Source organism: Amycolatopsis sp. NPDC021455 (assembly GCF_040640995.1).
In the GTDB taxonomy this organism is placed as follows: domain Bacteria; phylum Actinomycetota; class Actinomycetes; order Mycobacteriales; family Pseudonocardiaceae; genus Amycolatopsis.
This window is the reverse complement of sequence record NZ_JBFACT010000060.1, coordinates 14843-34296: the sequence shown is the minus strand read 5'-3', so window position 1 is coordinate 34296 and position 19454 is coordinate 14843. Positions and strand designations below refer to the sequence as shown.

The 19454-nt window shown below is 71.0% G+C and carries 18 protein-coding genes; 4 read left to right on the top strand and 14 right to left on the bottom strand.

The features are described 5' to 3' along the window. Nucleotides 1–107: 107 nt before the first annotated feature. The gene (locus AB0G28_RS38905; protein ID WP_361101498.1) at nt 108–989 is read right to left on the bottom strand and encodes an LLM class flavin-dependent oxidoreductase; all 882 of its coding nucleotides are present in this window, start codon (nt 987–989) and stop codon (nt 108–110) included. Nucleotides 990–1135: 146 nt separating this feature from the next. Between AB0G28_RS38905 and AB0G28_RS38900 the strand changes: the two genes are divergently transcribed. Further along, nucleotides 1136–1942 carry an HAD family hydrolase gene (locus AB0G28_RS38900; RefSeq protein ID WP_361101558.1) on the top strand — a complete coding sequence of 269 codons (807 nt, stop codon included), beginning with the start codon at nt 1136–1138 and terminating at the stop codon, nt 1940–1942. Nucleotides 1943–2001: 59 nt separating this feature from the next. Here the strand turns inward: AB0G28_RS38900 and AB0G28_RS38895 are convergent, their stop codons facing one another. From AB0G28_RS38895 to AB0G28_RS38885, 3 genes are read right to left on the bottom strand one after another with little or no spacing between them, the layout of a single operon-like run. Further along, a complete protein-coding gene (locus AB0G28_RS38895) occupies nt 2002–2730 on the bottom strand; it encodes a lysophospholipid acyltransferase family protein (RefSeq protein WP_361101495.1) in 729 nt (242 codons plus the stop codon). A 9-nt stretch (nt 2731–2739) separates the two neighbouring features. Next, a complete protein-coding gene (locus AB0G28_RS38890; RefSeq protein WP_361101492.1) occupies nt 2740–4176 on the bottom strand; it encodes a hypothetical protein in 1437 nt (478 codons plus the stop codon). Further along, the gene (locus AB0G28_RS38885; RefSeq protein WP_361101489.1) at nt 4173–5831 is read right to left on the bottom strand and encodes a hypothetical protein; all 1659 of its coding nucleotides are present in this window, start codon (nt 5829–5831) and stop codon (nt 4173–4175) included. The genes AB0G28_RS38890 and AB0G28_RS38885 overlap by 4 nt, the downstream gene beginning before the upstream one ends. 248 nt (nt 5832–6079) lie before the next feature. On the opposite strand from AB0G28_RS38885, the gene AB0G28_RS38880 reads away from it, so the two are divergent. Beyond that, nucleotides 6080–7981 (top strand): DUF6541 family protein, encoded by a 1902-nt coding sequence (locus tag AB0G28_RS38880; RefSeq protein ID WP_361101487.1) that lies wholly within the window; start codon nt 6080–6082, stop codon nt 7979–7981. Between the two features lie 49 nt (nt 7982–8030). Here AB0G28_RS38880 and AB0G28_RS38875 read toward each other — a convergent pair whose 3' ends face one another. The 7 genes from AB0G28_RS38875 to AB0G28_RS38845 are packed head-to-tail and all read right to left on the bottom strand — an operon-like array spanning nt 8031 to nt 14389. Next, nucleotides 8031–8999, bottom strand: coding sequence for a lysylphosphatidylglycerol synthase transmembrane domain-containing protein (locus tag AB0G28_RS38875; protein WP_361101485.1), 969 nt, complete (start codon nt 8997–8999; stop codon nt 8031–8033). 12 nt (nt 9000–9011) lie between these two features. Further along, nucleotides 9012–10256: an acyl-CoA reductase gene (locus AB0G28_RS38870; RefSeq protein WP_361101482.1), complete on the bottom strand. Its 1245-nt coding sequence runs from the start codon at nt 10254–10256 to the stop codon at nt 9012–9014. Continuing rightward, entirely contained in the window at nt 10253–11305 is a 1053-nt protein-coding gene (locus AB0G28_RS38865; protein WP_361101480.1) for an acyl-protein synthetase, read from the bottom strand. Before AB0G28_RS38865 ends, AB0G28_RS38870 begins: the two co-directional genes overlap by 4 nt. Further along, nucleotides 11302–12696, bottom strand: a complete 1395-nt coding sequence (locus tag AB0G28_RS38860) for an AMP-binding protein (protein ID WP_361101477.1) — start codon at nt 12694–12696, stop codon at nt 11302–11304. Before AB0G28_RS38860 ends, AB0G28_RS38865 begins: the two co-directional genes overlap by 4 nt. Next, a complete protein-coding gene (locus tag AB0G28_RS38855; protein ID WP_361101474.1) occupies nt 12693–13421 on the bottom strand; it encodes an SDR family NAD(P)-dependent oxidoreductase in 729 nt (242 codons plus the stop codon). Before AB0G28_RS38855 ends, AB0G28_RS38860 begins: the two co-directional genes overlap by 4 nt. Continuing rightward, nucleotides 13414–13659 carry an acyl carrier protein gene (locus AB0G28_RS38850; protein ID WP_003096467.1) on the bottom strand — a complete coding sequence of 82 codons (246 nt, stop codon included), beginning with the start codon at nt 13657–13659 and terminating at the stop codon, nt 13414–13416. Before AB0G28_RS38850 ends, AB0G28_RS38855 begins: the two co-directional genes overlap by 8 nt. 10 nt (nt 13660–13669) lie before the next feature. Then, nucleotides 13670–14389 carry a UDP-N-acetylglucosamine acyltransferase gene (locus AB0G28_RS38845; protein WP_361101470.1) on the bottom strand — a complete coding sequence of 240 codons (720 nt, stop codon included), beginning with the start codon at nt 14387–14389 and terminating at the stop codon, nt 13670–13672. A 149-nt stretch (nt 14390–14538) separates the two neighbouring features. Between AB0G28_RS38845 and AB0G28_RS38840 the strand changes: the two genes are divergently transcribed. Beyond that, on the top strand, nt 14539–15645 hold the full coding sequence (locus AB0G28_RS38840) for a DegT/DnrJ/EryC1/StrS family aminotransferase (protein WP_361101467.1): 1107 nt from the start codon (nt 14539–14541) through the stop codon (nt 15643–15645). Continuing rightward, nucleotides 15642–16598: a Gfo/Idh/MocA family oxidoreductase gene (locus AB0G28_RS38835; RefSeq protein WP_361101464.1), complete on the top strand. Its 957-nt coding sequence runs from the start codon at nt 15642–15644 to the stop codon at nt 16596–16598. Before AB0G28_RS38840 ends, AB0G28_RS38835 begins: the two co-directional genes overlap by 4 nt. Here the strand turns inward: AB0G28_RS38835 and AB0G28_RS38830 are convergent. The 3 genes from AB0G28_RS38830 to AB0G28_RS38820 all read right to left on the bottom strand — a co-directional run bounded on the left by AB0G28_RS38830 (nt 16595) and on the right by AB0G28_RS38820 (nt 19234). After that, nucleotides 16595–17935: a M20/M25/M40 family metallo-hydrolase gene (locus AB0G28_RS38830; RefSeq protein ID WP_361101555.1), complete on the bottom strand. Its 1341-nt coding sequence runs from the start codon at nt 17933–17935 to the stop codon at nt 16595–16597. The genes AB0G28_RS38835 and AB0G28_RS38830 overlap by 4 nt on opposite strands. An 85-nt stretch (nt 17936–18020) precedes the next feature. Then, nucleotides 18021–18728: a hypothetical protein gene (locus AB0G28_RS38825; protein WP_361101461.1), complete on the bottom strand. Its 708-nt coding sequence runs from the start codon at nt 18726–18728 to the stop codon at nt 18021–18023. Further along, nucleotides 18725–19234: a SigE family RNA polymerase sigma factor gene (locus AB0G28_RS38820; RefSeq protein WP_361101458.1), complete on the bottom strand. Its 510-nt coding sequence runs from the start codon at nt 19232–19234 to the stop codon at nt 18725–18727. The genes AB0G28_RS38825 and AB0G28_RS38820 overlap by 4 nt, the downstream gene beginning before the upstream one ends. Nucleotides 19235–19454: the final 220 nt, after the last annotated feature.

The window sequence follows — 19454 nt, the reverse complement described above, 5'->3', positions numbered from 1 at the left end:
ACGAGGGCTTCCGTACCCCCGGGGCCGATCTCTCGTCCCTCCCATGAACCCTGACGCCCACGGGACGTGAATCGGTTTCCCGATCACCCGGATGTCACTCGTTCGGCCTAACGCAGCTCCGGCAGGACGTCGCTCGCGACCTGCTCCAGGACGGCCTCGCGCCCCTCGTACGGCGACGACGACCGCGGCCAGTGCGAGACCACGTCGGTGAAGCCCAGCTCCGCCGCCCGCCCGACCGCGTCGCGGAACGCCTCCACGCTGCTCAGGGAGAACACCGGCGACGCGTCCAGGCTGACGTACCGCTGGATGCTCGCCCGGTCCCGGCCCGCGGCGTCGAGCCGCCGGTCGAAGACCTCGGTCAGCTCCTTGATCCCGCGCCACCATTCGTCGGCGGTCTCGCCGCCCTTGCCGGTCGTGACCCAGCCCGCGCCGAAGCGCGCGGCGAGGGTCATCGTGCGCGGGCCGTTCGCCGCGACGACGAACGGCGGCCGCGGCCGCTGGACCGGGCCGGGCAGGTTGCGGGCCTCGCGAGCGCGGTAGTACTCGCCGTCGAAGTCGAACTTGTCGGTCATCAGCAGCCCGTCGAGGGCCTCGACGAACTCGGTGAAGCGGTCGACGCGCTGCTTGGCCGTCAGCTCGGGGGCGCCGAGCACCGCGCCGTCGTAGTGCAGGTGGTCGACGCCCGCGCCGACGCCGAGGACGAGCCGGCCGTCCGAGACGTCGTCGAGGGTGTTCAGCTCGCGCATGAACGACACCGGGTGCCGGGCGACCGGGGAGGCCACGAAGGTGCCGAGCCGGATGCGCGATGTCACCATCGCCGCCGCGGTCAGAGTCGGGATCGCGGAGAACCACGGACCGTCGACCAGGTTTCTCCAGCCCAGGTGGTCGTAGGTCCAGGCGTGGTCGAAGCCGTACTCCTCGGCGGCGCGCCACTTCGGCTCGGCGGCCCACCAACGATCTTCCGGAAGAATGACGATGCCTACTCGCACAATGCCGCAAAGTAGCAGTGAAGCGAAGCTTCTCCGATGAGGGTGGTGGTGGGGAGGAAGGCGGAGGGGAACCACCGACAATCGCGCGGACGGGGCGGACCTCACCCGAACGTGTCAGGGACAATGGCCAGGTGGAGAGACCTCAGTTGATCGCGTCCGACGTCGACGGCACCCTGCTCGGCCCCTCCGAATCCCTGTCCGGCCGCACGATCGCCACCGTCCGCCGGGCGATCGAGGCGGGCGTGCCGTTCGTGCTGGCCACCGGCCGTCCGCCGCGCTGGATCGCGCCCGTGGCCGGCCCTCTCGAGCTGACCGGGTACGCGGTGTGCGCGAACGGCGCCGTCCTGTACGACTGCGGCCGCGAGGAGGTCGTCGCGGTGCACGGCCTGCTCCCGCCGACGCTGCTCCACGACATCGCGCACGCGCTGGACAAGGCCCTGCCCGGCTGCCGGCTGGCCACCGAGCGCGTCAGCGTCGGAAGGGACGGCGCCGACCACGACATGCGCAACTTCGTGATCGAGCCGGACTACCACAACCCGTGGGGCGACGGCGAAGGCCGGACCGCACCGCGCGCCGAGGTGCTCGGGCACCCGGCGATCAAGCTGCTGGTCAGCCACCGCGGGATGTCGTCGGAAGAGATGGCGGACGCGGTGAACGCGCTGTTCGACCGGGAGGTCGACGTCACCTACTCGTCGTCGGGCGGCCTGGTCGAGCTGTCCGCGCACGGGATCACCAAGGCGACCGGGCTCGCCGACATCGCCGAGCGGCTCGGCGTCGAGCGCGAACAGGTCATCGCCTTCGGTGACATGCCCAACGACGTCGAGATGCTCCGCTGGGCCGGCCACGGCGTCGCGATGGAGAACGGGCACCCGCAGGCGCAGTCCGCGGCCGACGAGATCACCGGACCGGCGGCCGAAGACGGCGTCGCACAGGTTCTCGAGCGCTGGTTCTAACGGCACGCGGCGCCGGTTGCGGACAAGCGCCGCTGCCACGGACCCCGGACGTGCGAGTTCTAGCGCCGGTCCAGCTCGGCCGCTTCCTCCGGGGTCGGCGCGGTTCCGCCCAGGTGGGCGGGCAGCCACCAGCGTTCCTCGTCGGACGCGGGCTGCTCCGGGTACTCGGCCTGGGCACGGTCGAGCAGCGCGCTCATCCGGGTGCGCAGCTCCTTCGTGACGACGTCCCAGTCGTCACCCTTCGCCGGGTGCATCGGCTCGCCGATGAGGATCGAGATCGGGACGTGCCGGCGGGTCAGGTCCTTCGGGCGGCCCTTCGTCCAGAGCCGCTGGGTGCCCCACAGCGCCATCGGCACCACCGGGACCCCGGCGGCCGCGGCCATCCGGACCGCGCCCGACTTGATCTCCTTGACGGTGAACGACCGGCTGATCGTCGCTTCGGGGAAGACGCCCACGACCTCACCGGCCTGCAGCTTTGCCAGGGCCTCGCGGTAGGAGGCCAGGCCGGCGGAGCGGTCGACGGAGATGTGGTGCATGCCGCGCATCAGCGGGCCGGCGATCCGGTTGTCGAAGATCTCCTTCTTCGCCATGAACCGCGTCAGCCGCTTGGCCGGGCGCGCGCCGAGGCCGCAGAAGATGAAGTCGAGGTAGCTGATGTGGTTGCACGCGATGACCGCGCCACCGCGGCGCGGGATGTGCTCCGCGCCCTCGACCCGGATGCGGTTGTCGAGTACCCGGAACATGGTCCGGGCCGCCGCGATCACGGGCGGGTAGACGAGATCGGCCATCCGGCAAGGTTACGGGACCGTAGGTTCGGAACGCCTGTTCAGCGGGGAAGAACACAGTACGAGGGCGATCAGGATCGAGAACAGCGCGACGGACTGGTGCTTGATGCCCTCGATGCCGTCGCCGAGGGCCGCGGTGCCGAACTGCGTCACCGAGACGGCGAACAGGAGCGCCAGCACGACCCCCAGCGCGGTCCGCCGGTGAAACCAGGCTCTGACCGCCACGATCAGCCAGATCGGCACCAGCGCGAACAGGCCGAGCGGGGCGATCAGGCCGGTCAGCCACGACACCACCGGCACGCGGTATTCCTGCGCGTGCGGCGGGAACCCGGCGTCCTGCTCGAAGCTGCCGAGGTAGTCCGGTCGCGCGGTGAGCTGGTCGGTCGCGGCCCGGTTCAGCACCTCGAGGGTGCGGGCGGGGTGGCTCGCGAAGAACGCGATGACGTTCCCGCGGGTCATCTGCGTGCGGTACTGCGGATAGCGGGGATCGACGCGCGCCGGGTGCGGGTGCCACCAGCCGTTGCCCGCGTACTGGGCGAACGACGGTGGCAGCCCGAGCGCGGCCAGGTCGGCCTGGGTGTCGTGCTTCCCGTCGACGATGTTCAAGAAGATCGAGTTGAAGACGTTGATCTCGCGCGAGTCGTCGCCCGGGAACGCCGTGTACGTGCCGTCGGGCGCTCGCGCGGGCTCGACGCTCTGCTGCGCGTAGAGCGTGACAGCGCCGATCGCGCCGATGACGAGCACCGCCGACGCCCATCGCCGGACGCCGCGCAGCCCGCCGGGCCGGACCAGCAGGATCGCCGGCGCGAGGATCGGCAGGATGGTCAGCGTCTGGACCTTGGCGTTGACCGCCAGGACGCCACCCGCGAACGTCACGGCCAGGCCCGCGTAGCTCCACCGGCCTTCACGCGCGGTCAGCAGCAGACCGCCGGCGACGAGCAGCAGGCCGAGGAAGGCCGTGCCTTCGCCGAGGATCGCGGCGAAGTACCCGAAGAACGCCGAGTCGGCGACGACCAGCAGGAGCCCGGCCGCCACGAAGAGCCGGGTGCGGCGCCGGTACGGCAGGCCGAGCACGATCGCGCTGATCGCCGCCGCGGCGATGACGCTGCTGAGCAGGCCCAGCACGACCAGGCTCAGCGTCCGGGGGAAGCCGGCGGCCCCGGCGATCCGGACGGCCAGGTCCGCGAGCCAGCTCTGCGTCAGCAGGTACGTCGGCCGGCACGGCGGCGCGTCGGGCGCGGCCGTGTAGGCGAGGTGGACGAACGGTTCCGGCAGGCCCTTCCAGGTGATCCCGGCGCCGCACAGCACGCGGCCGCCGTCGCCGTTGTTCGACATCGCGATCGGGCGCGGCACCAGGAACCGCACGACGAACAGGGCGAACGCCGTCCCGAACACCCCGATCCCGAGCCGGGCTTCGGCGCCCAGGCGGTTCGGGACGTCGAGCTTCACGTCGGACAGGGTACGTAGCGGAAGTCCGGGCCCTTGTCGAGGTCGGCGACCAGCGACTTCGCCTGTTCCGCTCGCGGGTACACCGACACCCAGTACGGCGTGCCGACGCGGCGGAACGTCGCGACCTCGTACTTGCCCGCGTACACCGGATCGATCGCGCAGTGCTGGCGGTCGGCGTAGCCGTCTTCGGCGGGGACCGCGACGGTCGGGCGGCGGCCGTTGACGACGTAGTCGTAGTCGGTCGAGGTGCCGCCTTCGTGCCGTCCTTCCCGGGCGATGTGGTCGTCGGTGCGGCCGAGGACGTCGATGATGAGCAGCTGCCCGCCGTGGGTGGCGAGCGCGCCGGGCGCGGCCCCGCTGACCACCGACCCGGGCGGCAGGTACTCGCCGAGCCAACCGCCGATTTCGGCGAGCTCGGTGCCGTGCGCGCGCCAGTCGCGCACGCGGTCGAGCATCTCCGGGCTGAACACCGAGACGAGCACCGCGATCCCGGCCAGCCCGCAGGCGGCCACCGGGACCAGCCGCGTCGCGGCCGGCGACGACCTCGGCCGGGGCGACGGCTTCCCCTCGACGTCCACGGTCAGCACGCCGAACACCGCCGCGGACGCGACCGCGAGCAGCGGGGGCACCGGGGCCAGCAGCCGCCACGACGGGCCCGGGTCGCCGCCGATGAGCACCGCCGCCGCGGCCAGCGCGAGAGCCGTCACGAACAGCAGCCAGATCAGTGCGCGGGCTTCGACAGCGGGGGTTTGACGCAGCACCAACGCGACGGCGGCGACCAGCCCGAGCAGCAGGAAACCCTGGTGCGCCAAAGCGAATCCCGACACGTACGGCCAGCCCGCGGCGAGCTGCGAACCGAGCGGGCCGCCGAGCTTCGCGGCCAGCGGCGCGGGGAGGAAGTGCTGGTAGAACGTCGCGCGCCAGGCCAGCCGGGGAATCAGGAAGACCAGCGCGCCCAGCACGTACCCCACCGGCGCCCACCAGCTGTGCTTCTCCCGGAACGCGGCGCCGACGAGCCACAGGCCGGCCAGCACGCCGACCACCAGCCCTTCCGGGCTGGTCATGACGGCGAAGGCGACCAGCACCCCGGCGACGACCGGGCGGCGCGCCGCGAGCGCGTAGCCGAGCGACAGGACGAGGAGCACGAACAGCGGGACCTCGGAGCCGGACGGCCCGTAGACGGCGAGGCCGCCGGCGCTCGCCGTGAGCACCGCGGCGGCGACGCCGAGGGCGGGACGCGGCTCGGCGCCGGGCGGCGCGGCCGCGCCGACGATCCGGTTCACGAGGAAACAGGAAACGAGCACGCAGCCGAGCGTGGCGAGGACGCCGAACAAGATCGCGGCGGCTTCCACGTCGGCGCCGAACGCGGCGCGCGGAAGCGCGATCAGCACCAGCCAGAGGAAGTTCGTGTACCCCTCGACGCGTTCGCCGGGGTTGAAGACCGGGCCGTTGCCGTCGGCGATGTTCTGCGCGTAGCGGAACGTGATGAACGCGTCTTCGGTGACGGTCGCGAACAGCAGCTGGTGGAGCAGGGAAAGCCCGAGGGTGAGGGCGAGGACGAGCCCGCGCCAGCCGCGGTCGGTGTCGAGGCGGCCCCAGGTCAGCACCACGATCGCGGCGAGGACCAGCCACGCCAGCACGACCGCGTAGACCACCCGGCCCCCTCCCGTCCTCAGCGCACCTGCTCCTCAGGCGGGCCTCTCGCCAGGCTATCGATCATCGGCGGTGAGGCGTTTCCCGTCGGCCGATCACTTGCCCGAATGGGCGAAGATCAGCCCGCCGGCGCCCGCAAGGCAGGAGAATTCCTTCGTCAATATAACCCGATCGGGTGGTGCGGCTGACGGCCGAAGTGACGTCCCGAAAGGTACCGGTCGCCGGATCACCCCAGCGCATTCGGCCGATCATGGGCGGCTTAGTCTCGACCGTGCTTTCCGTCACCGTCGCGATTGTCGTCATCGCCGTGCCCGGGCTCGTGACCGGTTTCGCCGCGGGTTTGCGCGGCTGGGTCCTGGCCGGGATGGCGCCCCTGCTGAGCTACGCCATCGGCGGGCTCACCGGGCCGTGGACCGCGGCGATGGGCGTGCCGTTCAACGCCCTCACGTACGCCGTCTCGACCGTCGTGTTCGCCGGGGTCGCTTCCGGCGTCCGCAGACTGACGGTGCGTCGCTGGGCACCGGAGCCGGAACCGGGGCTGTGGGCGCGGCGCGGCCACCTGGCGGTGCTGGCGTGCCTGCTGTTCGCGTCGGCCGTCGGCGTTTACGCGGCGCTGCTCGGCATGGGCCGGATCGGCGTGCTGTCGCAGGGCTTCGACGCCGTCTACCACGGGAACGCGGTCCGCTACATCGCCGGCACCGGCGACGGCAGCCTGTTCGGCACAGGCCACGTGAACTGGTACGGCGACGCGGCCCCGGTGTTCTACCCCAACGCCTACCACCTGCTGGCGGCGGTGACGTACCGGATCAGCGGGGCGTCGATCCCGGAGACGCTCGACGCGAACACCGTGCTGCTGCCGGGCCTGCTGGCGTTGTCCCTGGTGACGCTGGTGCGGGAGTTCCGCGGCCGGGCGGTGCTGGCGGGCGCGGTGGCGCTGACGGCGGTGGCGCCGGTGATGGGCGTCTACGAGTCGATGGACCGGGGGCCGCTGCTGCCGTTCGCGCTGGGCGTGACGCTGACGCCGCTGGCCGCGGTCGCGCTGCGGCGGTACCTGGAACGGGTCGCGCCGGACACCGGCCTGGTGCTGGTGCTGGCCGCGGTGGGCCTGCTGTGCGTCCACTCGTCGACGTTGTTCGGCGGGATCCTGTTCGCCGGGCCGGTGCTGGTGCAGCGCTGGCTGGAGTCGTGGCGGCGGATCGGCCGCGACCTGCTCGCGCTGGCGCCGATCGCCGTCGTGTCGCTGCTGGTGGCCTGGCTGCAGCTGTTCGGGGCGCTGGGGCTGGCCGAGAGCTCGTTGCCGTACTACGGCTGGCCCAGCGAGTACCGCGCGACGACGGCGCTGGGCGCCCTGCTGGGGTTCCAGCACTTCGAGCCGCACCCGCAGGTGTGGCTGTCGGTGGCGTTGTTCCTGGGGATCGTGTTCTTCGCACGGGCCGGCGCCTTGCGCTGGATCGGCCTGACGGCGGCCGTGACGGGCCTGGCGTACATGGCGGTGGCGTCGTCGAACGCGCCGATCGTGATGGCCCTGTCCCGGCCGTGGTGGGACGACCCGTTCCGGTTCTTCTCGATGGCGGCGATCCCGCTGACCGTCCTGGCGGCGCACGGCCTGGCATCGACGCAGGCGTGGCTGCGCGACCGGCTGCGCGTTCCCGCCGTGGCCGTCGCCGGTGTGGTGCTCGTGGGGTTCGTGGTGCTTTCGAACGGGCTGTACGTCCGCTCCAACGGGGACCGGGTGTACACGGGCTACCAGGCGGCCGACCCGTCGACGCTGCGCGTGACGCCGGGCGAGCAATCGGCGATGGCGGAACTCGGAAAACTGGCGAAACCGGGCGAGTGGGCGATGAACGACCGCTTCGACGGAACCGCGTGGACTTACGCTTTGACAGGAATTCGAACGGTGGCCGCGCATTTCGACGAAACTTCACCACCGTCGGACGCGGTATTGCTGGCGAACCGCTTTCGCGACTATTCGACGGACGCGGATGTGCGGGCCGCCGTCCGGCGGTTGAACATCCACTGGGTCATTCTGGGAAAGCCGTCGACGGAACCGGGCAAGCCTTATCAGCCGGGCTTGATCGGGCTGGCCGGGGCGCCGTTCCTGCGGGAGGTCTACCGCAACCCGGACGCGGTGATCTACCGGCTGACGTCCTGAGTTGTCCCCAGGTGCGGACACCCTGTGGACATCCTGTGGACAACTCGCCTCAGGCGGGAGCGGTCACCGGCCGGGCCGAGCGGGCGGCCACCGCGGCCAGGCCAGCCGTCAGGAGGTCGGCCACCGTGAACATCACGCGCGAGGCCACCGCGAACGCCGTGGCCTGGCCGACCGTCAGGCCGCTGGCCGTCAGGACCGCCACCTGGGCCACCTCGCGGACGCCGACGCCGCTCGGGAGGATGAACGCGAACGTGCCCACCGTCATCGCCACGGCCATCGCGCCCACGCACAGCACGAAGCCGCTGATACCCGGGGTGCCGACCGAGTTGGCCAGGAGCCACAGGTGGACGCCCTGCAGGCACCACGCCGCCGTCGAGGCGCCGAAGACCTTGCCGATCACCGCCCAGCCCAGCGGGTGGGCCAGCGGCGGGCGGCGGAGGATCCGCAGCACCAGCGACGTGCCCCAGGTCAGGATCTTCGGGTGCAGCATCGCCAGGCCGAGCGGGATGAGCACGAACAGCCACAGCGCACGCGGGCTGTTGCTGAACACCGCCGGCGCGGCCAGCAGCGACACCAGCAGCGCCGACACCACGCCGACGCCGAGCTGGATCAGGGAGCCCGTGAAGATCCGGGCGCGGGCCAGGCCCGCCTTGCGGCCCAGCTCCATCTGCAGCAGGTACGCCCAGACCGAGCCCGGCACGTACTTGCCGAGCGAGCCGACCAGGCAGATCTGCGCGCCGCGGGCGTAGCCGATCGGCTTGCCGAGGTCGTCGACCATCATCTGCCAGCCCCAGGTCGACACCAGGATGGCCGCGACCAGGGCGGTCAGGCTGAGCAGCGACGACTCCCAGGCGACGTCCCGCAGGGTGTGCCAGAACTCGCCCCAGTTGGCCGCCAGCTGCTTCGCCGCGAAGCCGATGACCAGCAGGATCGCGACCCAGCGGACGACGTCGAGGATCTTCGCCTTGGTGGACTTCGGCGGTTTGCCGGCAGCCGGCAGGTCCTCAACTGTCGTCATCGACGGCTCTCCTCAGGCCTGCACCGTGACCAGGCGGCTGAACTCGGAGAGCAGATCGTAACCGTCCCACACGGCCGAGAACGTCAGCGCGTTGCCGAAGGGCACGATCCGGTCGACGCCGCGGCCGGCCAGTTCGTGCGCGAACGCCGTCAGCTCCTCGGCGGTGAAGCCGAACTGGCTGACCGTCTGGTCCTTGCGGAGAACGATCGGCACCAAGTCGGACAAAGAGGACACTCGCGCGTTGGCGAAGGTACCCGCGCCGAGCCACTCGCGGGGCAGCACGGCCGGGTCGGCCAGCTCGAGGGTGGCCAGGCCGTTGCCCTGGAACTCGATCTCCTTGACCAAGCCGTCGACCGCCGCGCCGTACGCCGAGACGCGCTTCTGGACGGCCATGGCCGGTTCCGTGACGTGCTGCTTCGCCGCCAGCACCTCGGCCAGCAAGGTGCGGAACTCGCTCCCCGCGACCTGGGCGCCGGCCTCGTCGCCAACCCAGAACACCGCGCGCGGCGACGAGCAGGCGGCCTGGTCGAACCAGTACGAGTCGTTGTAGAAGCCCTCGGCGGCCGCGCGACGCTCTTCGGCGGCCGCGCGCTGCCAGCCCGCCACCGAGGCGACGGCGAAGGACGAGCGGTCCGGGAACGTCAGGTCACGCGCGTGCGGCGCGAGGGGGTACTTGCGCAGGGCCGCGACCGAGGCGTCGCCGCCCCAGATGACGCGCAGGTCGGCGGCCAGCGACAGGGCGCCGCTCACCTCGTCGCTGCGGTCGTAGGTCACCATCCGCTGGGTGGCCGTGATGGCCGCCGCCGTGTCGGCGTCCACTTCGGACAGTGCGGCGTTCAGCGCCTCCAGCACCGCCTCGGCGGCCCCGGCCGAGCGGGACGACACCCGCACGACGTTGTGGTTGCCCGCCAGCGCGGACAGCGCCCAGGAGTAGACGAAGATCGTGTCGACGTTCGCCGGCGGCACGTGGAAGACCAGCCCGCGCGGGAACCGCAGCGCGTTCCCCGAAGTGTCCAGAGTGGACAGCGCCTTGGCGATCTCGCCCTTGCGCAGGAAGAAACCGAGCGACGCCAGTTCCGGGAACCGCCGCGCGGTGGCCGGGGCCAATAGCTTGCGCGCGAACTTCGTCACGAACTCGACGATCCGTGGGTCGCCGACGCGCAACCGGCCGCCGGGCGGCTCGGCGCGCAGCTGGTCCACCAGGTCGCTCACGGAAACCGGCTGCGCGGCGGGGAAACGCTGAGTCAGAGATGTCATGCCGCCGCTCCCGAGAACGTGTCCGAGCACCCGCGGGCCTCGGCCTTCGGCAGCCGGCCCAGGACCGAGAAGTGCTTGCCCGGCCAGTCGCCGTCGTCGATGCCGTTGTAGACGCCGAGGTCTTCGGTCAGCAGCACGTGCCCCGGGTAGGACCGCGGCAGCGTCGAGACGACCTCGATCACGCCCGGCTCCCCGACCGGCTGCTCCTCCCACGTCTCCGGGTTCCGGATGACGACGTCGGCGAAGTCCGGGCAGTACAGCGAGTTCCCGGACGGGCCTTCGAGGAACACCGTGCCGATCTGCTCGATCATCCCGTAGTAGTTGTGGATCCGGGTGAGCCCGGTGTCCTCCTTGAACCGCCGCCGGAACTCGGTGTTGTCGACCGCGCGGTCGATCAGCTTCTTCCAGCCACCACTGTGGATCAGGATCCCGTTCGAGAGGTCGAGGCCGTTGTCCCGCGCGACCTCGTAGAGGTACAGCCACACCATGAACGTGAAGCCGAAGATCAGGAAGGGCTTGTCGCCGTACTCGGCCAGGAACTTCTTGACCGCTTCGACGTCCGGCTTGTCGTTCTCGTCGAGCACGTACGTGTGCTTGCGGCCGAAGTTCGCCATGCCGAGCACCCCCGCGCCGCGCGCGGAGAACGACCGGCGGTTCTTGATGATGCCGATCGTGTCGACCATCAGCATCGGCAGCCGCTCGCCGCCGAGGACCTCCTGCAGCGTCGCGCCCAGCTGCTTGGTCTGCGCGCCCGCCGCCTCCTTGTCCAGGTAGATCCGGGACGCGCCGGCGCCGGTGGTGCCCGACGACGTCAGCGTCTTGAAGACCTCGCTGTCCGGCACGGACTTGAGGTCGTGCGTCTTGAACATCCGCACCGGCAGCCACGGCAGGTCCGCGATCGAGCCGAAGGCCGCGTCCGGCGCGATGCCGAGCGACGACAGGATCCGGTCGTAGCCCTCGGAATTCGCCCGGTGGTGGACTGTCAGGTCGCCGAGTTCGGGCAGCAGCAAGGCTTCCCGGTCGGCCTGCGACCGCGTGAACACACTCATACCTGCCCCTCCAAGGTCCGGTAGTCGATCTTGCCGCTGGCCAGCAGCGGCACGGTGTCGATCGGGCGGACGTCGAACCCGCTGGCGTGCAGGTGCAGCCGCTCGGACAACGCCCGCGACGCGTCCTTGCAGATGTCCTTGTCGGCACCCTCGGCGAACAGCACGACCTTGTCGCCGGCGGCCACGGCCGCCACCACGTCGATCCCCACCGCCGCTGCGCGAACGGCGTGCTCGAGGTCGTCGAGGCTGACGCGGTTGCCGAACACCTTGCCGATGCGCTTGAGCCGCCCGGTGATGAACAGGTAGCCCTCTTCGTCGAGGTACCCGAGGTCACCGGTGGCCAGCACGCCGCCGTATTCGTCACCCTTGGCCAGGCCGGACTCGTCGTCCGCGTAGCCCATCATCACGTTGGGTCCACGGTAGACGACCTCACCGACGATTTTCGGGTGCGTGGTCTCGGAGCCGTCGTCGCGACGGACCGCGAACTTGCCGCCGGGCAGCGCCGGCCCGGCGGAACCGAGCTTTTCGGCCAGCCGCTCGGCGGGCACCGTCGTCATCCGCGGCGACGCCTCTGTCTGGCCGTACATGACGTACATCCGGCCGCCGACGGCGAGCATCTTGTCGTTGAACTCGGCGATCAGGTCGTCGCGCAGCTTCCCGCCGGCCTGCGTCAGCGTCCGCAGCGTCGGGTACTTCGCGGGGTCGAACTTGAGCCGCCGCAGCATTTCGTAGTGGTACGGAACACCCGAAAGGGACGTGACGCCGTAGGTGTTCACCGCGTCCCAGAAGCCGCGGCCGAGCACGCCGGACGGCTCGATCACGACGGTCGCGTCCCGCACCAGGTGCGAGTTCAGCACCGAAAGGCCGTAGCTGTAGTGCAGCGGAAGGCAGGTGGGCGCGACCTCGTCGGCGTCGATGTGCAGCACCTGCGCGATGGCGTCGGCGTTCGAGAGGATCGCCTGCCGCGAGAGCCGGACGAGCTTCGGGTTGCCCGTCGATCCGCTGGTCGGCAGCAGGACGGCGAGGTCGGGGTGCGGGTGCACGCCCTCGGCGGAGTCACGGACCCAGTCGGAGCCCCGCACCGAGTACCCCTCGGGCGCGTCCCCCGAGGCCGACAGCACGGCCGCCGGCCGGAACCGCGAGACCAGCCCGGCCAGCACGTCGGCGTCCAACGCCGGGTCGATCAGTGCGATCGCCCGCCCGGACTCGAACGCGCCCAGGTAGGTCAGCACGCTCGGCAGGTCGACCGACATCCGCGCGAAGACGACGCCGACCGGCAGCGCGGCCAGCTCCTCCATCCGCTTGCCGACCTCGGCCGACAGTTCCGCGCCCGCCAGCGTGCGGCCCCCGGCCACATCCACCAGCCGAGCCCCCGCACCCAGCAACGTCACAGCACCAAGCCTCCGTCGATCCCCAGCACCTGGCCGGTGATGAACGACGCTTCGTCGCTCACCAGGAACCGGATCGCGTTCGCCACTTCTTCGGGCCGGCCCAGGCGCCCCAACGGCGTCTTGCCGGCGTTCTCGGCCTTCGCGTCCTCGCTCAGGCCCGCCGTGAGATCGGTCTCGATCACGCCCGGCGCGACCGCGTTGACGCGGATGCCGGACCGGCCGAGCTCCTTCGCCGCCGACTTCGCGATGTTCGCCACCGCGGCTTTCGACGCCGCGTACACCGTCTGACCGGCGCTTCCGTACTCGCCGACGATCGAGGCGAGCACGACCATCGCGCCGGACTTCTTCCGCATCATCGCCCGGGCCGCGGCCTGGACGGTGTGCAGCGTGCCGGCGACGTTCGTGCTCAGCGTCGTGTCGACGAGGTCTTCCTTGATCATGCCGAGGAGCGCGTCCTCCATGATCCCGGCGTTCGCGACGACGATGTCCAGCTTGCCGTGCTCCTTGGCGACACCCCTGACCAGCGAAGACACCGCTTTCGCGTCGGTGACGTCGAGGGCGAGCCCGGAAGCGCCGACCGAAGCCGCCGCCTCTTTGGCGTGAGCTTCGTCTCGGCCGGTGAGCACGACCGTCGCGCCCGCCTCGACGAGCACGCGGGCGGTGGCCAAGCCGATCCCCCGAGTCCCGCCCGTGACAAGCGCGACGCGACCGGACAGATCAGTCATTCTTCGACTGGAGCTCGGTGACCATGTCCACGGCGACCTTGAAGCTCGACATGTCGATGACCTGGTCGGTGTCGAACTCGACGTCGAACTCGTCCTCGATGGCCGCGACCAGCGCCATGTGGCCGACCGAGTCCCACGCCTCGATGTCGCGGTACTTCAGGTTCTCGACGTCCACACCGCCGTCGAGGTCCAGCGCCTCGACGAAGACCTCGCGCAGCTTGGGGGCGACTTCGGACATGCGTTGACTCCTAGTGCTCTTCGCGCGGGCGAGCGTCCCACGCCTTTACCAAGGTAGAGAGTTCGCCGGGCAGCGTGACGTCCGGGAGACCTTCCTTGCCCTTCAGCCACGGCCCGAGGGCTTCGATCGTCTCCTCGTCGAGACCGCGGCGGGACAGGCCCACCACGTTGACGCCGGTGACGCGGGCCGGGTTGCCGACGGCGATGGTGAACGCGCCGATCTCCCGCCGCACCGCCGAGCCCATGCCGATCATCGCGCCGGGGCCGATCACGACCTTCTGGTGCAGGATCGCGCCCATGCCGAGGTTCGCCCCGTCCCAGATGTGGCAGTGGCCACCCGTGACGGCGTTCGAGGCGATCGTCACGCCGTCGCCGACCAGGCAGTCGTGCGCGATGTGGGAGTTGCGGAGGTAGTAGCCGTCGCTGCCGACCGTCGTTGTCCGCCAGGTTCCTTGGTGAACGCTCACGTACTCCCGGATCCGGTTGCGGCTGCCGATGACGACGCCGTGGCCATCGTGATCCGGGTCACCGGTCGGCGCGTCTTCCCAGGAGGCGGGATGGGGACGGTTGCGGTCTTCGCCGGGCGTGCCGATCGTCACGTGCGGGCCGATCCAGTTGCCGTCGCCGATCCGGGCCGGCCCGGCGATCACCGTGAACGGGCCGATGACGTTGTCCTCGCCGAGTTCGACGCCTTCGCCGATGACGGCGGTCGGGTGGATGCGGTTGGCCACGGGCGGGTATCCGTTCGTCGGCGGCTGGGTACTGGGCGTGCTACCGCGCCCGGTAACGTGTGGCCCGCGTTGCTGCAGGGCGGCCGGGCGCAGAACCGGCGGCTCACTGTACCGGACGCGCCGAAATCGCCTGCCGAGAGAGACTGCCCATGATCCCCATCACTGTGGTCGACGTCCGCGACGCGGAGGACCTCGTCGTCGAGGTGCTGCGCTCCGGCGCCATCGCACAGGGACCGATGGTCAAGCGCTTCGAAGACGCCTTCGCGGCGGTCTCCGGGACGAAGCACGCGATCGCGGTCAACAACGGGACGACCGCGCTGGTCGCCGCCCTCCAGGTGCTCGACCTGAAGCCGGGTGACGAGGTCATCACCTCGCCGTTCACCTTCGTCGCGACGCTCAACGCGATCCTCGAGGCGGGCGCGACCGTCCGGTTCGCCGACATCCGGCGCGACGACTTCGCGATCGACCCCGACGCCGTCGCCAAGGCCGTGACGGACCGCACGAAGGTCCTCATGCCGGTGCACCTCTACGGCCAGACCGCGGACATGGGCAAGCTCGCTCCCCTGGCCGCCGAGCACGGCCTCCAGGTCATCGAGGACTCGGCGCAGGCCGTCGGCGCGTCGTTCGAGGGCAAGCCGGCCGGTTCGTTCGGCATCGGCTGCTTCTCGCTGTACGCGACGAAGAACATCACCACGGCCGAAGGCGGCGTCATCACCACGGACGACGACGCGCTGGCCGACAAGCTGCGCGTGCTGCGCAACCAGGGCATGCGCGCCCGCTACCAGTACGAGGTCGCCGGGCACAACTACCGGATGACCGACCTGCACGCGGCCGTCGGCATCCCGCAGCTGGCGAAGCTCGACCAGCTGACCGCCGCCCGCCAGGCGAACGCGAAGCGCCTCTCGGAGGGCCTCGCGGGGACGCCTGGTCTGGACGTCCCGCAGGTGCTGCCGGGCCGCGAGCACGTGTGGCACCAGTACACCGTGCTGGTCGGGCCGCACGCGTTCCTCTCGCGTGACGAGCTGGCCGCGGCGCTCACCGAGCGCGGCATCGGCAACGGCATCTACTACCCCAAGATCGTCTTCGACTACGACTGCTACGCGGGTCACGACCTGATCCCGGGCGCGCGCGTCGAGGACTTCCCGGTCGCGAAGTCCGTCGCCGAGCAGGCGCTTTCGCTGCCGGTGCACCCGCACCTGACCGAGTCCGACCTGGACACCATCATCGAAACCGTTCGCGAGGTACTGGGCGCATGACGCATCGGATCGCTCTTGTCGGGACCGGGAACATGGGGTCGCTGCACGCCCGCGTGCTCGCCGGCAACGAACGTGTCGACCTGGTCCGCGTGATCGATCCGCGCGAGGAGGCGGGCAAGGCCGTCGCCGACCGGTACGAAACCCAGTGGACGCCGGAGATCGGCTCACTGTCCGATGTGGACGCCGTCGTGCTGGCGTCGGCCACCGAGGCGCACTACGACCTGGCGCAGGAGATCCTCGGCCAGGGCAAGCCGATGCTGGTGGAAAAGCCGGTCTGCAACAGCTTCGAGAAGTCGCAGGAGATCGTCTCGCTGTCGGCGTCCAAGGGCGTCCCGCTGATGTGCGGGCTGCTGGAGCGCTACAACCCGGCGGTCATGACCGCGCGGGCGCTGGTGAACGAACCCGTGCACCTGATGGCGCGCCGCCACGGCCCGTACGCGCCGCGCATCAAGACCGGCGTCGCATGGGACCTGCTGGTGCACGACGTCGACCTGGCGATCCAGTTCTTCGGCGGGGCGACGCCGTCGCGCGTGACGTCCGGCGCGGGGTACTTCCACCCGCAGTCGGTCGAGGGCGCCGAGGACACCATCGAGACGGTGCTGTCGTTCCCGACCGGCCTGGCCACGGTGTCGGCGTCGCGGCTGGGCCAGAAGAAGGTCCGGTCGCTCGTGGTTTCGGAGCTGGACCGGCTGATCGAGATCGACCTGCTGCGCCGCGACGTCACGATCTACCGGCACGTCTCGCACGACTCCGTCACCCCGGACGGCCTCGGCTACCGGCAGCAGACGGTCATCGAGATCCCGGAGCTCGTCACGGCCCGGGAGCCCCTGGCCACCCAGCTGGACCGGTTCTGCGACCTCCTCGAGGGCAAGATCGACGCCGACACCGAGCGCGACCTGATCCTGCCGTCGCACCACGTCGTCGAGCAGGTCCTGACGCAGGCCGCGGCCTAGCTCACCGGCACCGGGAACGCGGCCGGGCTCCGGCGTCCGCCGGAGCCCACCGCGCGGACGCCGAAGAAGACGTTGTCCTTCGACAGGTCGACCTTCGCCGTCAGCGCCGGGCCGACGTCGATGGCGTGCTCCCAGTCCGGGGCCGTCGTCTCACGCCAGAGGACCTCGTAGCTCGTCGCACCGGGCGTGGCGGTCCAGAGCAGCTCGGAGTCGTTCGTCAGCGCCGCCGTGCGGATCTTGACGCCCTTCGGCGTGCCCGGCGCCGTCGCGAGTGACCACAGCGCGGCGCCGTTCACCCGCGCCACCCGCGCGATGAACGGGAAGTCGCAGAACTCCGCGAGATCGCCGTACTGGACGCCGTTTTCGACGCGGACGTCCTGGTGCTGGTGCGCGAAGTCCTCGTTCGGCTCGGTGAACCGCGCCGCCGGGTAACCCTGCTCCAGGAATCCGATGTGGTCGCCGCCGCGCAGGTAGCGGTCGCGCCGGTAGATCACCCGGACGGTCATGCCGGTCGCGTCGTTCTCCGCCACCGACCTGACGAACCGGGCCAGCTGCCGCGGCGGGGAGTCGTTCTCGCCGCCGATGCTGCGCCGCAGGTTCGCCTCGGCCGGCGTCTCCGCCGTCGGGACGCCTTCGGCGAAGAGACGGATCGTCAACGGGTCGCGCGTGCCGTCGTCGGCGCGGCTCGAGCCGACGATGTCGTCGGTGAACATCGCCTGGACGTCGGTGCCGGCCGCCTTGAACTGCTGCGCCAGGTACCGCGAGCCGTAGAGACCCTGTTCCTCGCCCGCGACGGCGGCGAAGACGATCGTCGCGGCCGGCTGCCGCGTCGAGAGCACGCGGGCCAGCTCCAGCGAGACCGCGACGCCCGAAGCGTCGTCGTCCGCGCCCGGCGCGTCGCCGGTGAAGTCCATGACGTCGGAGCGGCGGGAATCGTAGTGGCCCGAAACGACGTACACGCGGCCGGGATCGGTGGACCCGTGCAGCGTCGCGACGACGTTCGTGATGGTCGTCGGCGTCGGGATCCGGTCGGCGGGCGGCTGGACGTACGACTGCAGTGCGACGCTCAGCCGTCCCCCGGAAGCCGCCGCGACCTGCTGGAACTGCGCGAAGAGCCAGTCGCGGGCGGCGCCGATGCCGCGAACCGGGTCGTTCTGGGCGGACAGCGTGTGCCGGGTGCCGAACGCGGCCAGCCGCCGGACGGTCGCTTCGATCCGCCGTTCGTCGACCTGGCGGAGCAAGGCCCGCAACTCGGCGTCGGGACGCTGCGGGCGGACCGGGACACCGGGCCCGCGGTCGCCGAGTTCGGCGGCGCCGGCCGGGACGGCGGCCAGCATTCCGGCGGCGGCCGATGCGGTGAGGAACGCTCGTCGAGAGGTCACGGTGGGGTTCTTACGCCCGCATCGGGTGGGCGGGTACCGCCTACTTGGTGAGGCGCTTGCCGTTGCCGTCGTACGCGATGAGCGGGGTCAGCGACGTGGAGTCCGGGACCTGGGCGGGGTCGAACCAGAAGAAGACCACGTTCTGGTCGGCGGTCCACTTCGCCAGCTTGGCTTCGACCGTGGCGCCGTGGACGGTGGTGGTGATCCTCGCCGCGGGGCCGGCGAAGTAGCCGAAGACCGGGATGACCTGGTTGCCGATGATCTCGCCGCCGTCCGTGGCGTGGAAGCCGAACGAGCGATCGGAGCCGCGGAGCTCGTTCGTCACCATCAGGGCCTGCAGCGAGGTCCCGGACCGGACGCCGGCCACCAGACCGAAGCGGACGTCCGGCAGCTCGGGCAGATCGAAGGCCCGCGCGTAGAGGACGAGTTCCCCGGAAGCGGTCCGGATCCCGGTGCTGACGACGTCCCCGATCGCCTGCTCGGTGGGCGTCGGCGCCGAGGCCGCCGTCGACAAGGCCGGCCGGGGCGGCTGCGCGACCGGCGCGGGTGCCGGCTGCCGCAGCTGGACGGCGAACACCACGACGAGCACGACGGCGGCCGCGGCGGCGATCCCGGCGGCGCCGGTCAGCACACGGCGTCGGCGCCGGAGCCGCGTGCCGTCGGCCATGATCTTGGCCAGGTCGGGCTCGGCGAAGGGCTCGTCGGGCGGCTGCCGGAGGGCGGCGCGGAAGTCGTCGAGATCGTTCATCGCCCGCTCCCTCCGATCAGCGTGTCCTCCGGGCCGACCTCGACCCGCAGCTTGGCCAGCGCCCGCGAATTCGTGCTCTTCACGGTACCCAGCGAAACGCCCAGCTCACGGGCGACGTCGGCCTCGGGCAGGTCGAAGAAGTGGCGCAGCACGACGACGGCGCGTTCGCGGTCGGTCAGCTTCTTGAGCACGGCGGTGAGCCACGCGCGCTGGGTGACGGCCTTGTCGACGTCGAGGCGGTCATGCTGCTCGGGCATGGCTTCGGTGGCGTACTCGCGGATGGGGCGCCGCCAGCCGTCGATGACGTGGTTGACCAGGACGGTGCGGGCGTAGCCGTAGGCGTCCTTGTGCCGGACCCGCGACCAGGCCGCGTAGGTGCGGGTGAAGGCGGTCTGGGCGGCGTCCTCCGCCTGGTGGCGGTCACCGGTGAGCAGGTACGCGGCGTGGGTGAGCCGGGCCGACGAAACGCGGACGAACTCCGCGAACTCCTCGTCGCCGCGCGCCATGCGTCACCTCTTTCGTCCCTTTTCCCTGACGGGCGGGCGGCGGGAAGGTTGCCTCTTCAACGTTCCCAGCGTACGCGGGAGGCGATTGAAACGTTGCGTAACCGCAACCCCACGACGGGTTACCGGGAGCTAAATTGTCCTCCGGACGCAACTCGGGGGCCCTCTTCGCCGCCGCATGCCTGCCGACCTGAGGTCACAGCGTGTCGGGGCGGCTCCGCGA